The sequence below is a fragment of the Roseibium hamelinense genome, assembly GCF_007830545.1.
Taxonomy (GTDB): Bacteria; Pseudomonadota; Alphaproteobacteria; order Rhizobiales; family Stappiaceae; genus Roseibium; species Roseibium hamelinense.
This window is the reverse complement of record NZ_VLLF01000006.1, coordinates 202,309-214,387: the sequence shown is the minus strand read 5'-3', so window position 1 is coordinate 214,387 and position 12,079 is coordinate 202,309. Positions and strand designations below refer to the sequence as shown.

The following is a 12,079-nucleotide window of genomic DNA, read 5'->3' as shown; positions in this document are numbered from 1 at the left end:
AGGCTAGGCGCCGTCAAAAGTCCATCGATACTGCGGCGGCGTTGGCCCCTTGTTGCGCCCGCCCTGTTCCCTCTGTTCCCAGGCGTGTGCCAGAATTCCGACCGAGCGGGACAATCCGAAAAAACCACGTGCGAGCGGGGCCGGACAGCCAAGTTCCGCATAGATGACAGCGGTTGCCCCATCGATGTTCATTGGCACCGGTTTGCCGCGTTCATCTGCTAGATGCGCTTCGATGGCCCGGCCGATTTTTGCAAAGCTTCCGATAACCTCACCGGAGGCCGCAGCCTCGTCTACCAGTCCCAGAAGCCGGGGGGCCCTCGGATCGACCGGCTTGTGGAACCGGTGGCCAAAGCCTGGGATAAAACGCCCGTTCTGGGTGCGCCAGCGGTCGAGTGTGGCCTTGAGCTCCTCAAGACCAGCGGCCTCAATGGCGCGGAAAAGGTCTACGGCCTGTTCGCCCGCGCCGCCATGAACATCGCCGAGCATATTGAGACCGGTTGCCATGGCCGATTGCAAGCCAATGCCGCAAGTCGTTGCCATGCGGGCTGCAGCAATCGAGGGCGCTTGCGGGCCATGGTCAACCGCAGCAACGAGTGCGGCTTCGAAAAGCCGGGCGCGTTGACCGGATATCTCCTTGCCCGTGACCATCAACCAGATCATCTGGGCAAAGCCCCTGTTCCCGATCAGGTCCTCAACCGGATGGCCGCGCAATGCGATCCTTCCCGGCTCCATGTCGATGATCGACGTGCGCCACCAGTCGGCAACATCCGTGTTGTCGCTCAAACGACCCCCTCCTTGCGCATCGCCTCTATGACTTCAGCACCGTAGCCAAGAGCAGTCAGAATGTCTTTGGTGTCTGCCCCCAGCACTGGTGGCGGCGCATCAACAGATGGCCGTTTTCCGTCGATCATCGCCCCGATCCGCATGAGATCAATGGCCTTGCCAACATCTGGAATTTCATCGAAGCGTGCCAGAAAATCGCGATCACGGATCTGCGGATGTTGAAGCACTTCTGGCACGGTCAGAACCGCCCCCGCAGGAACCCCGAGCTTGTTCAGTTCCCGAGCCCAGTCGCGCGCCGGACGTTTTGTCAGGACGGTCTCCAATTCGGCCTTCAGGCGCAAACGATTGCGCTTCCTGTCCTCACGGGTCGCAAAGTCTGTGTGAGCGATGAGATCGTCACGGCCTAGGTGTTTTGCGAGTAGGTCCCACTGCTCGTCCTTGTTCGCGGCAATGTTGATCAAACCATCGGCACACTGAAAAGCGCCGGAGGGCGCGGATGTCGGGTTCTCATTGCCGTTGGCCTGCGGTTCGACACCCCCGATCAGATGATTGGAGACAACCCACCCCATCGTGGCCAGAACCGACTCGAGCATCGAGACATCAATGAACGCCCCACGCGGTTCCGCATTCAGCGCTCCGCAGATCGCCATGGCAGCGGTCAAACCACCGACCGTATCAGCCAGCGGATATCCGACACGTAAGGGCGCGCTCTGCGCATCACCCGTAATCGACATGACGCCGGATGCGCCTTGCACGATCTGGTCATAGGCGGGGCGGTGGGCCCAGGGTCCGTCCTGACCGAAGCCCGAAATGGCGCAGTAAATCAGATGCGGTGCTTCGCTTTTCAAAACGTCGTATCCAAGCCCCAACCGGTCCATAACACCGGGCCGGAAGTTCTCGACAAGTACATCCGCGCCAGCAACGAGGCACTTCAGAACCTCCTTGCCACGCGGATCCTTGAGGTTAAGCGTCAGGGACTTTTTACCGGCGTTTTGAGCCAGAAAGCTTATGCCCATGCCCTTGGCCGACAGGTCCGGGTCGGCACCGAGATTGCGGGCAAGATCACCCCGCCCGACGGCTTCGACCTTGATGACCTCCGCCCCAAGATGAGCAAGTTGGTGACAGGCGAAAGGGCCTGCCAGCACGTTGGTGAGGTCGAGAACCCGGATTCCCTCAAGTGGCTTTGTCATATCCGGGGTCCCTGTCTCCTTTGGTCTCAATCGCCGTCGGCAACGCCTTCGGCCCGCGCGCGTGCCCGGCGGGCACGGTAGCTCGGCAGAACGACAAGAATAACCGCCAGCACCAAGAGGCCCAAGGTCATCGGGCGCTCATAGATGAAGCTGATGCCGTCGTAAAGCTGCATGGAGCGGGAGAAGTTGTCCTCCAGCATCCGTCCGAGGATGAAACCGATCAGAAGCGGCGCAAGCGGATAGTCGGCGAAGCGGAGGACCGTCGCGCAAATCCCGAAACCAACCAGGATCAGCAACTCGGTCGAGTTGTTCTGCCCGATGTAAGCGCCCATCAAGGTGAAGAACAAAATGAACGGAATCAGGAAGTTTCGCGGAACGGCAAGGATTTTTGCAATGTAGGGGATCAGCGGCAAGTTGAGTATCAAAAGGATCACGTTGCCCAGATACATCGAGATGATCACCGCCCAAAAGATTTCCGGCTGATCGATCATCAGACGCGGTCCAGGGGAAACGTTCAGCGCAATCAAAGCGCCTAGCAGGATGGCGGTCGTGCCGGACCCCGGGATCCCGAGGGTCAGGAGCGGAACAAACGATCCCGTGCAGGCAGCGTTGTTGGCGCTTTCCGGCGCGGCCAGGCCCTTGACCGAGCCTTTTCCGAATTGCTCCTGTTCTTCCTTGGGCGCAATGTTCCGTTCCACCGCGTACCCCAGGAACGAGGCAATCGTCGCCCCCGCACCGGGCAGCACACCGATCAGAAAGCCTTGGATGGACTGACGCCCGATCACGGGTGTGATCGCCTTGGCTTCTGCCTTCGTGATCCGCAGATCCTTGATCTCGTTGGTACCGCCTTCCGTCTTCGACCGGCTGGGATCCAGAACGAGATACAGCGCTTCGGGCAAGGCGAACATCGCCATGGCGAGCGTGATAAAGCCGAATCCGGACTGGAGGTCCATCAATCCCATGGTGAAGCGCGGCATGTTGAAAAGTGCACCCTCGCCAACGGTCGCCATGATGACCCCGAGAATGGTCATAAGCAGCGCCTTGATCACCTGACCGGTCCCGGCAAAGGCTGCAATCGCCGACAGGCCGACCACCATCAAGGCAAAGTACTCGGCAGAGTGGAACAGGAGCGCGACCGATGCCAGAGCCGGGGCGAAGATCATCAGAAGAACCGCCCCGATCGACCCGCCGGCAAACGACGAGATGGCCGCAACGGTCAAAGCCTTGCCCGCCTTGCCCTGACGGGCAAGTGGATAGCCGTCAAAGCTGGTGGCCACCGTCGAGGCGACGCCCGGTGCGTTGATCAGGATCGAGGACGTCGAGCCGCCGAAGATCGCGCCGTAGTAAACACCTGCGAGCAGGATCAGGGCCGCCGACGGATCCCCGATGGAAATGGCGACCGGGATCATGATGGCAATGATCGACATTGGGCCAAGACCCGGCAGCATGCCGATGAAGGTGCCGATCAGACACCCGCCAACAACCATCAAGATATTCGTAATGGAAAAGGCTGTGCTCAGCCCGATAAGAATTCCTTCGAGCATATCAGCCTCCGTTCGCGAGGAACATGGGCAGCGGGCTCAGGAAAATCCCGAGCACCCGATCCACCAGATACCAGACGACCCCCGCCGCAATCGCGGAGGCCAGAATCATCACCAGGTACTTGCGCTCGCCGAGAATGAAGGACCCGATGAACAAGAAGCTGACAGTGGACAGCAGAAATCCGGCCGGCCGCAACAAGAGCGCATAGGCTATCATCAAACCGAGAAGAGCGATTGCCTGACCGAGCTTATAGTCCGTTAATCGGCGATAGTTGATTTCGGTCGGCTTCGGTTCTCCGCTGCTTTTTTCAAATCCCAACAGGATCAGAAGAGAGCAAATAATCGCCATGACCGATAGAATTTTAGGAAAGGTCGATGGCCAGATTGGATTGCGCCGCATGAACGGCGCCAGGCTATCATCCATCGTGAAATAGGCCGCGTAGCCATAGGCAAGACAGATCAACAAAATGATCATGGCGATCCAGCGATCGAGCGCCATGGCTCCCTCCCCCCGTTTTTGGTTTCTTGGAACGACCGCACTTTCGGCGGTTGACGTTATTCACATATACAAAGACGGCGCAGACCGGATGGCCTGCGCCGGTGTAGTGGTCGGATCAGAGGAAACCAAGCTTCTTCATTAGATCGCCGATGACCTGTTCCTGGTTTTCGAGGAAGGCCCGGAAATCATCGCCATTGTTGTGAATGTTGACCCAGCCGTTACGTGCGCGGACTTCTTCCCACTCCGGAGTGTCGTACATCTTTGTCAGAGCGGTTTGGTAGGCGATCAGCTGCTCTTCCGGCAGACCCGGCGCTGCAAAGAAACCGCGCCAATTCACAAAGGTCGTGTCGATGCCCTGTTCCTTCATGGTGGGAGCATCTTCGTAGGCGGCGACCCGCTCGTCGGCTGTCACACCGATAATCTTGACTTCACCAGCGTTGGCAAGGTCAACCGCTTCGGAAAAGCCGGTAGACAGAGCCGCAATTTCACCCGACAGAAGCGCTGCCATCGCTTTCCCGCCCGCATCATAGGGGATGTATTTGAACGCTGTCGGATCTTCGCCAGCAGCTTCCATCGCCATGGCCGCGACCAGGTGGTCCATGCCGCCTGGAACGGAACCACCACCGATGGCGGTACCGGACGGATCAGCCTTGTAGGCTGCGATGAGGTCGGTCATGGAGTTGATCGGGCTATCTTTTCCAACAACCACAGCGGCGTAGTCGCCAATCGTTCCGGCAACCAATGTCAGGTCACGGAAGTTTTGCGGGAAGACCCCGGTCAAAGACCGGATCACGATCGGGGTCGAATTGACCATCAGCGTTCCGTGGTTGGACGCGGCGTTTTCGATCAGGTAGCCGATCGCCTTGCCGCCACCGCCGCCCGACATGTTTTCATAAGAAGCAGTGCCGACCAGGCCCGCCTTGGTGAGCGCTTCTCCCGTACCGCGAGCGGTGCCATCCCAACCGCCGCCGGCCCCGCCCGGGATTAGGAAGTGAATTGATTCGACAGCCTCATCCGCAGCGAATGAAGGCGTCGCGAACGTCATCGAAACTGCAGCAGCAGCCAGAACGACCCGGCGGGTCATTTTCATGAATGTCATGTTTTCCTCCACATAGTCCGGTTTTTCGAAAAACCGATTTGAGCCACCGGACCGCAGCAGCGGTTCCTCCCGGCGGACTTGCGTGGAGCCTAACGGCAAACCCTGTCACGAACCTGTCACGTCGTATTTCCAAAGCAGCCCTAAGCGTATGGTGTGACAAATAACGGCGCGCAGCAGGCGGCACGACCGTTCCGATTTCGGTAAATCATCGCCAAACCGGAGCCAAACAATCATTGATGCTCAATCGCAGGAGGCCCGTCTCCAGCGCTCGGGCTCGGCCACCGCCGGCGAATATCGATCTTGCCTTAGCAGTAAACATTCATTGCCTTTGCTTTTCTACTCACCTGATATCGCCTGGTTTCGAAGTGGCGGCGACTTCATCGGCAAGAACGGCTTCAGCGGCGGAGGCTTCGAGTGGGGAAGATCCGATAACCTCAACCTTCTTGCGGGCAAATTTGATCCCGTTTTCAGCAAACACTTCTCGCAGCCGGTGATAGATTTCACGGCGCAGGATAAACTGTGTTTTAGGGTAGCATTTGAACTTCACCCGGATGATGAGAGCACTGTCGTCATCAATGCTCAAAACCCCCTGGCTCTTTAGAGGCTCGATGAATTTCGGACCATGTTCCGGGTGCTCCAGGAATTCCTGACCAACAGTTTTGACAGTCTTTTTCACCACCTTGGGGTCGGTGTCCGGCTCCAGGCGGAAAGACATCTTGTAGATCACCCAGTCGCGCGTGTGATTGGTGACAAGTTTCATCTCGCCAAAGGGGATTGTGATCACCGGCCCCCGGTGGTGGCGCAGGATCAGCGAGCGAAACGAAATCCACTCCACGGACCCTCTGACGCCCTGGTCGAGCTCGATGTATTCCCCGATCCGGAACGCGTCATCGATCAGGAAGACAATGCCGGAGAACACATCCCGCACGAGGGTTTGTGCGCCAAATCCGATCGCGATACCGACGATCCCGGCTGACGCCAGCAGCGGACCGATATCAACACCGATGGAGGACAGGATGATCATCGTCACAACAACACTCAAGATCACGAGAAGGATGCTGCGGAAGAGCGGCGCCAGTGTGCTCAGTCGCGAAGCGGCCGGTGCCATTGGGTCACCATCTTCTCCGCCATCGCCGGCCTGCTCATCCCGGTAAAGGGCCGCGCGGATCAGCCGCCAGGCCAGATAACCCAGAAGCAATGTCAATATAATATCGAAGAGTGTGGACGCCCAAACCGGGGCACCTGGTCCCTTTGCAAACACTAACAGGTCCAGCCCCCACAGACGCACAATCACATAAATTGCCACAACGCCGATCAGTGATCGCCAGGCACCAAGCATCACATGGCGCAGGCGGTCTGCGGTTTCACTGTCGCTGCGCACCGCTCCACCGATCATCTCGATGCCGGCACGATCGGCAACCGGCAGGACGAGTAAGGCGAAAACTCCACCAATCGGGCCGGCCAACTCATGTTGACCACGTTCCAGCCAGTTCGCGAGCCAGTAGACCCAGCTAAGGAACAGATAAAGCCCCGCAGCGGCAGGGACTGAATAGGCAACAGCACCCGGCGCGCCGTCCAGTCCTGCTTGCCCGGACAACACTTCCTGCGCCCTTCGCGCGATATATGTCGCGTTTGACCAAAGAGCTTTGCCCAACAGGCCGGCAACCACGGTGCCAGTCAACGCCACAGTGACAAGCGCTGGCGGAAATCCAAAACCAAGGTTCGGAAAACACCCGGCGACGACCCACCCGGCAACGGCGACAATGGTCGCGGTTTTCAGGAGCTCATAAAGGGCTTTTGCATCCTCGTCGTGAAGCCGTGCTATGCGTATTGCTGGAACATCCGGCGCAAACACACGGCGAACCAGAATTAAAAAGCCCCACCCTGTAGAAACACCGGCGTGGTAAATCCAGACAACCCCCTCAAGCGGGCCATGTGCGCCCCCTAAAGCACCTGCAATCGTACGGGTTGCGACAACGAAGGCAAAGACAGGCAGGAGTTCCAGCATTCCAAGCCCAACCGTTCGACCCAACCGGCTCCAATATCCAATCAGGCCTGACGGCGTGCTGAGATAGGTCCATGCAGGTGCGAGCACACGGCCCACGAAAAGGGCCGCACCTACCCCACCGACTACTAAAGCAAAGGCTGCGCCCAACATGGCTGCAACCCCGAATTGGGCCAATGCCAAACGCTCATTTACTTGAGGCAGCCGGTCATCGAGATTTGCAATCGCGACGCTCCAGCGCGGAAGACGCTCTTAAATTTCAACATACATCGCGTTCAACCGGGCGGCAGCAGCTTCAAAGGTTCCAGGCCCCTCAGGGCAGACAAGAATATCTTCCTACGCACGGCGGGCCAATTCGCTGCGCAACAGGTCCCGGATCTGGGCGTCGGTCAATCGTGCCAACAGGCTGTCGACATCTGCCGGAGTCAAAGTCTCCGGCAATTCAACGGATTGTCCTAGCTCAGGTGGAGCAGTTCCGATGAATTGGGCGTTTGCCTCAAAGCCAGTAAGCGCGGGCGCAAGCGATAGGATGACAAGCAAAGGGAAAACGCGAACTGCAGTCATGCAGTTTCCTTCAGATCACGGCCGAGCACCAAGGCTCCAGCGAGGAGCACCAGCAAGAACAGGACAACCGCCAACCAGCCAGCAAACACAAACACCTGGCCCAGCAGGAATGCTCCAGCCAGGCCGCCCACATAGTAGCTGGTCAGATAGAGACCATTGGCGGCAGCATGGCTATGGGTTGCTGTGCGTCCGACATAGCCCGTGGCCGCGGCTTGCCCGAAAAACAAACCGACGCCAATCAGCGCAAGTCCAAGTAGAACCACGGCAAGCGAGGGTGCCAAGAGCATCAAAAGCCCGGCCATGCTCAGCAGGATGGAGGCCCAGAATACTGCCCGAGCCCCGTATTTCTGAGCGATTCCGCCCGCGACCGGGGTGGTGAGCATGGACGGCAGAAAGACGAAGTAGATCAGACCGAGATAGGCCTGAGGAAGCCCAAAGGGCGGCTCGGCGAGCACAAAGTTCACATATGTAAACGTGCCGACAAACGCGAACAGGATGATGAACCCGATGGCGAAACTGGCACGCAGTTTCGGATTGGCAAAATGGTCGGCCCATGCCTGCCAAACCGACATGCCCTTAGCTTGTTGCTCAGGCCGCGAACCGTCGCGCAAACCGAAATACCAAATTGCCAAGACGGCCCCAGCCAGGTTCAGCGCCGAAAAGGTATAGAAACTTTCAGCAAGGCCGACATTATCGGCGACACCGGCCGCCAGAAGCCGTCCGAACAGATTTGAAGCAACGTTGCCGGTGATATAGGCGGCCATCGCGCCGCTTGCGGCTGTGACCGTGCAGATCTCTGAAAGATAGGTCAGGGTCAGAGTGAAGGCCGCTGCCATGAAAAAACCCTGAACCACGCGCAAAAGCGCGAATGTTGTCAGGTCTTCGGTTAAACCGAGCAAAAACGTCGGTATCGCCAGCAAGGCAAGACTAAGCCAAATCCCCAGCTTGCGATCGATCCGGTTGGCAAACAATGCGACGCACAGCCCCGCGATTGCCATGCCAAAGGTGCTGGCGTTGACGGCAAAGCCCATCGTGGCCGGAGACACCTGGTAGTAGGCCACCAGCGTCGGCAGCAAGGCCTGTGACCCGAAAAGGTCGATCAAGGTGAGAAACGCGATGAGGGCAATAATCAACGCCCGCATCATGACTTCATGACGTTTCTCAGAAGGTGCATCGTCAAGAGCCGGTGTCGGCCCCATGAGCATGGCCGCGCCAAGATTTTTTGCCATCAGAGTTTCCTAGAGTTCCGGGCAAACACCGACCGGTTTGCCGCCAATATTGGCAAACATCTCGTCGAGATTCAGCGTTTCCCGCTTTTCCAGGGCGTCATAGTTGTTGGACAACCAGGTGCCCGCGGCATCGCGCCCTATGTCGAACAAATGTTCCAGGAAGGCCCATTCTGTGTTGAGTTTTGAGGAAGCTCCGAGCGGGCGCATCCGTTTGCGGGCCTCAATCATGTGAACCCGCATCCTCCTGTGGCGCGTCGCATCCAGTTCGCCGCTGTCAATGAGAGTGTTTTTCTCGTGAATGGCGCGCAGATCGCGCAAAAGCGAGGCGTTGAAACTGATCTCGTTGACGCGGTTCAGGATCTCGCGTGCGCTTTTGGGCACACCTTCGCGCACAACCGGATTGATCTGGACAATGACAATGTCATCAACCGGGCTGTGATCAGCGAAGGGCGACAGGACGGGGTTGCCCATGAAGCCGCCGTCCCAGTAGTGACGCCCATCGATTTCGACCGCCTGAAACATGAAAGGTAGGCAGGCAGATGCCAAGATGACGTCCACAGACAATTCGGAACGCCGGAAAATCCGCACGCGCCCGGTCTCCACATCCGTTGCCGAAATGAATAGTGTGAACGTGTCGTCTTCAACGCCAATCTGATTAAAGTCTACGTGCTTTTCGACCAGGCTGCGCAAGGGGTTATAGTTGAACAGATTGGTGTCGTAAGGTGATGCTACCCGGTTCAACATGTCCATCATCAGGTAGCCCGGCGAATAATCGAGGCTCCATTGACCGAGGATCAGGTCGATTGGTGTCCGCTTCATAGGGCTCATGCGGCCCGCATCACTGACATCCTTCCAGAAGGCGCGGAGCGCCTTGCGCGCTCCAACTGCACCATCGTCATACATGCCCTGAGCAGAAACAACGGCGTTCATTGCGCCGGCCGACGTCCCGGAGATCGACTGGATCCAGATCCGGTCATCTTCAAAAAGTTTATCCAGCACGCCCCAGGTGAAGGCGCCATGCGCACCTCCCCCTTGAAGGGCCAGATTGACGGTCTTTTCAATTGTTGGGCGTCGCGCCATGTCCTGTTCCTTTCGGGGCAAATTCAATGTGCAACCCAGCCGCCTTCAACCGGGATTGCAGACCCGGTGATCGACGCGGCGTCGTCGGAGCACAGGAAGACCGTAGTCCCCGCCAGTTGCTCCACTGTGACGAATTGTTTTGTGGGCTGCGCTGCGAGCAAGACGTCGCGTTTGACCTCTTCCTCGGAAATACCGCGGGCATTCGCCGTATCGGGGATTTGCTTCTCGACAAGCGGGGTTAGTACGTAACCGGGGCAAATGGCGTTGACCGTGATTCCCGCCTCGGCAGTTTCCAGCGCTACTGTCTTGGTGAGCCCAAGGATGCCGTGTTTTGCTGTGACATAAGCGGACTTGAACGGTGAAGCGACAAGCCCGTGCGCCGAGGCGATGTTGACCACCCGGCCCCAGCCTTTAGCCTTCATGCCCGGCACAACAGCTTTGGTCGCATGAAACGCGCTCGACAGGTTCAACGCAATGATTGCGTCCCATTTGGCTTCAGGAAAGTCTTCAATCGGAGCGACATGCTGGATGCCGGCATTGTTCACAAGGACATCGACGCTGCCAAATGCATCCACAGTGGCCTCCACAAGACCACGGACGCCGGCCGGGTCCATAAGATTGGCAGAGGTGTAGAGCACCTTTGAACCGAGCGCTTCCAGGCGGGCTCGGTCTGCCTCCACCGCATCCGCAGGCTCAATGCCATTCATCATGACGTTGAGGCCGGCCTTTACGAGCCCCTCGGCAATTCCGAGGCCAATGCCGCTGGATGATCCGGTAACGATGGCCGTCTTTCCAGATAGTGTCATTTTATGAAATCCTTTGAAACTGAAGCTACTTCCGGCCGGTGGTCAAAAGCGATGCGATGCGCCAATCCTCTCCGCGTCGGACAAACAGAGCGCTCACCAGCAACCCCAGTCTGTTCGGGTTGGCTTCCTGCCCAATTTCGAGAACAAGCGGAAAATGCATCATCGCGGATTCCGACCCGAGCCTGACGATGCGGGCAAGCTCCAATTCGGGGTGCACCTTCCAGACCGCGGCTTTTTGGAAGCTGCCCATCCGCTCCAGTGTCGCCTTCCGGCCCCAAACGGACCTTCCGTCCGACACCCAAAGGAAATCCGGGCCGTCGATGAAAAAAGACCCAACACGGTCAAGATCCCGGGCGTTTTGGGCGTCCATAAACTCCCCATAGACCGCACGGATCTCGGTTTCGAGCTGATGCTGATCCGACCCGGCAGCCACCGGCTGGACATAGGCGGCGACAATGCCGATCGCGATCAACAGCGACAAACCAGCAGCAAACAGGGTGTCCTTGTAAATCTGTTTCATGGCGCTTACTCAGCCTTTCAGGGTGCGGCCAAAGCAAAATTTGGGTCGCTCGGAGCTAGAGATTGAGCTGTTGTCTAAACCACGGCGAACGCGGGCTTATTGACCGTATTGCGCTTCAGGGCTCACGCCGCGCTCCCACCCGTAGTAGGGTGTACCGTCAGCGGGAAATGGCACGACATCGGTCGAGATGAAGGTCGCGGTTTCACTGCCGGTATTTTCCCACCAATGCGTGAAGCCAACGCCGAATTCCTCGGAGGGCGCGCCAGCGTGGTGGGCGATCGGAACGGCGCAGAAGCTGTTGTGCTCGGTCACAGTTCCTTTTGCGAGGAACACGATTGCCGGGCGGTCGGCATGGCTATGGGTCGGAACGGTGCCGCCGGGAGCGAGCTTCAAACGGCGTTGACGCAGCATGAAATCGCCCATGTCGCGCCAGCCCGCGAGCTTTACATTGGCAGTGATCTCGCGTGTCAGCCATTTGGTTCCAACCCGCTCGACTTCGCGCGGCTCGGTGAGAACATGCTCAGGCGGGCACTTCCCGGCTTGGGCGCCAGTGGCTGCAAATACGGCGGTGAGGCCGAGGCTCATTCCAAGAAACAGCGCAGGGCTTTTCATTGCAAATCTCCAACAGTCAGATGACTTAGGCCGGCGTATCAGTGCCGTTGACCGGAATATTGCCCTTGCGTGAGTGAGATAGTAGAACCCTAGGGTCTATCGGAACGATGCATCCAGGCTATGAGACACACGCATGGTTCTCATGTATTCA

12 protein-coding genes are annotated in these 12,079 nt (G+C 58.1%); all 12 read right to left on the bottom strand.

The genetic code is table 11. From position 1 onward, the window contains the following. Positions 1–3: 3 nt before the first annotated feature. The 12 genes from JM93_RS13530 to JM93_RS13475 all read right to left on the bottom strand — a co-directional run bounded on the left by JM93_RS13530 (position 4) and on the right by JM93_RS13475 (position 11,928). Entirely contained in the window at positions 4–783 is a 780-nt protein-coding gene (locus JM93_RS13530) for a citryl-CoA lyase (protein ID WP_145344255.1), read from the bottom strand. Continuing rightward, positions 780–1,973, bottom strand: a complete 1,194-nt coding sequence (locus tag JM93_RS13525) for a CaiB/BaiF CoA transferase family protein (protein WP_145344253.1) — start codon at positions 1,971–1,973, stop codon at positions 780–782. Before JM93_RS13525 ends, JM93_RS13530 begins: the two co-directional genes overlap by 4 nt. Positions 1,974–1,999: 26 nt before the next feature. Next, positions 2,000–3,517 carry a tripartite tricarboxylate transporter permease gene (locus JM93_RS13520; protein ID WP_145344251.1) on the bottom strand — a complete coding sequence of 506 codons (1,518 nt, stop codon included), beginning with the start codon at positions 3,515–3,517 and terminating at the stop codon, positions 2,000–2,002. Position 3,518: 1 nt separating this feature from the next. Next, positions 3,519–4,013, bottom strand: a complete 495-nt coding sequence (locus JM93_RS13515) for a tripartite tricarboxylate transporter TctB family protein (RefSeq protein ID WP_145344249.1) — start codon at positions 4,011–4,013, stop codon at positions 3,519–3,521. A 115-nt stretch (positions 4,014–4,128) separates the two neighbouring features. Next, positions 4,129–5,112 (bottom strand): Bug family tripartite tricarboxylate transporter substrate binding protein, encoded by a 984-nt coding sequence (locus JM93_RS13510; RefSeq protein WP_145344247.1) that lies wholly within the window; start codon positions 5,110–5,112, stop codon positions 4,129–4,131. 340 nt (positions 5,113–5,452) lie between these two features. Further along, positions 5,453–7,270, bottom strand: a complete 1,818-nt coding sequence (locus JM93_RS13505; protein ID WP_208995162.1) for a mechanosensitive ion channel family protein — start codon at positions 7,268–7,270, stop codon at positions 5,453–5,455. Positions 7,271–7,453: 183 nt separating this feature from the next. Next, positions 7,454–7,681 carry a hypothetical protein gene (locus JM93_RS13500; protein ID WP_145344243.1) on the bottom strand — a complete coding sequence of 76 codons (228 nt, stop codon included), beginning with the start codon at positions 7,679–7,681 and terminating at the stop codon, positions 7,454–7,456. Further along, positions 7,678–8,910, bottom strand: coding sequence for an MFS transporter (locus tag JM93_RS13495; protein WP_145344241.1), 1,233 nt, complete (start codon positions 8,908–8,910; stop codon positions 7,678–7,680). The genes JM93_RS13500 and JM93_RS13495 overlap by 4 nt, the downstream gene beginning before the upstream one ends. 9 nt (positions 8,911–8,919) lie before the next feature. Beyond that, the gene (locus tag JM93_RS13490) at positions 8,920–9,990 is read right to left on the bottom strand and encodes a patatin-like phospholipase family protein (RefSeq protein ID WP_145344239.1); all 1,071 of its coding nucleotides are present in this window, start codon (positions 9,988–9,990) and stop codon (positions 8,920–8,922) included. A 23-nt stretch (positions 9,991–10,013) separates the two neighbouring features. Beyond that, positions 10,014–10,796, bottom strand: coding sequence for a 3-hydroxybutyrate dehydrogenase (locus tag JM93_RS13485; RefSeq protein ID WP_145344237.1), 783 nt, complete (start codon positions 10,794–10,796; stop codon positions 10,014–10,016). 25 nt (positions 10,797–10,821) lie between these two features. Then, positions 10,822–11,316, bottom strand: a complete 495-nt coding sequence (locus tag JM93_RS13480; RefSeq protein WP_145344235.1) for a nuclear transport factor 2 family protein — start codon at positions 11,314–11,316, stop codon at positions 10,822–10,824. A gap of 96 nt (positions 11,317–11,412) precedes the next feature. Beyond that, positions 11,413–11,928, bottom strand: a complete 516-nt coding sequence (locus JM93_RS13475; protein WP_145344233.1) for a cupin — start codon at positions 11,926–11,928, stop codon at positions 11,413–11,415. Positions 11,929–12,079 lie beyond the last annotated feature (151 nt).

Bases quoted from the DNA above. Each gene is read 5' to 3' on its own strand.
- JM93_RS13525 (WP_145344253.1), bottom strand. From the start codon at position 1,973: ATGACAAAGCCACTTGAGGGAATCCGGGTTCTCGACCTCACCAACGTG.
- JM93_RS13520 (WP_145344251.1), bottom strand. From the start codon at position 3,517: ATGCTCGAAGGAATTCTTATCGGGCTGAGCACAGCCTTTTCCATTACG.
- JM93_RS13515 (WP_145344249.1), bottom strand. From the start codon at position 4,013: ATGGCGCTCGATCGCTGGATCGCCATGATCATTTTGTTGATCTGTCTT.
- JM93_RS13510 (WP_145344247.1), bottom strand. From the start codon at position 5,112: ATGACATTCATGAAAATGACCCGCCGGGTCGTTCTGGCTGCTGCTGCA.
- JM93_RS13505 (WP_208995162.1), bottom strand. From the start codon at position 7,270: ATGTTGGGCGCAGCCTTTGCTTTAGTAGTCGGTGGGGTAGGTGCGGCC.
- JM93_RS13500 (WP_145344243.1), bottom strand. From the start codon at position 7,681: ATGACTGCAGTTCGCGTTTTCCCTTTGCTTGTCATCCTATCGCTTGCG.
- JM93_RS13495 (WP_145344241.1), bottom strand. From the start codon at position 8,910: ATGGCAAAAAATCTTGGCGCGGCCATGCTCATGGGGCCGACACCGGCT.
- JM93_RS13490 (WP_145344239.1), bottom strand. From the start codon at position 9,990: ATGGCGCGACGCCCAACAATTGAAAAGACCGTCAATCTGGCCCTTCAA.
- JM93_RS13485 (WP_145344237.1), bottom strand. From the start codon at position 10,796: ATGACACTATCTGGAAAGACGGCCATCGTTACCGGATCATCCAGCGGC.
- JM93_RS13480 (WP_145344235.1), bottom strand. From the start codon at position 11,316: ATGAAACAGATTTACAAGGACACCCTGTTTGCTGCTGGTTTGTCGCTG.
- JM93_RS13475 (WP_145344233.1), bottom strand. From the start codon at position 11,928: ATGAAAAGCCCTGCGCTGTTTCTTGGAATGAGCCTCGGCCTCACCGCC.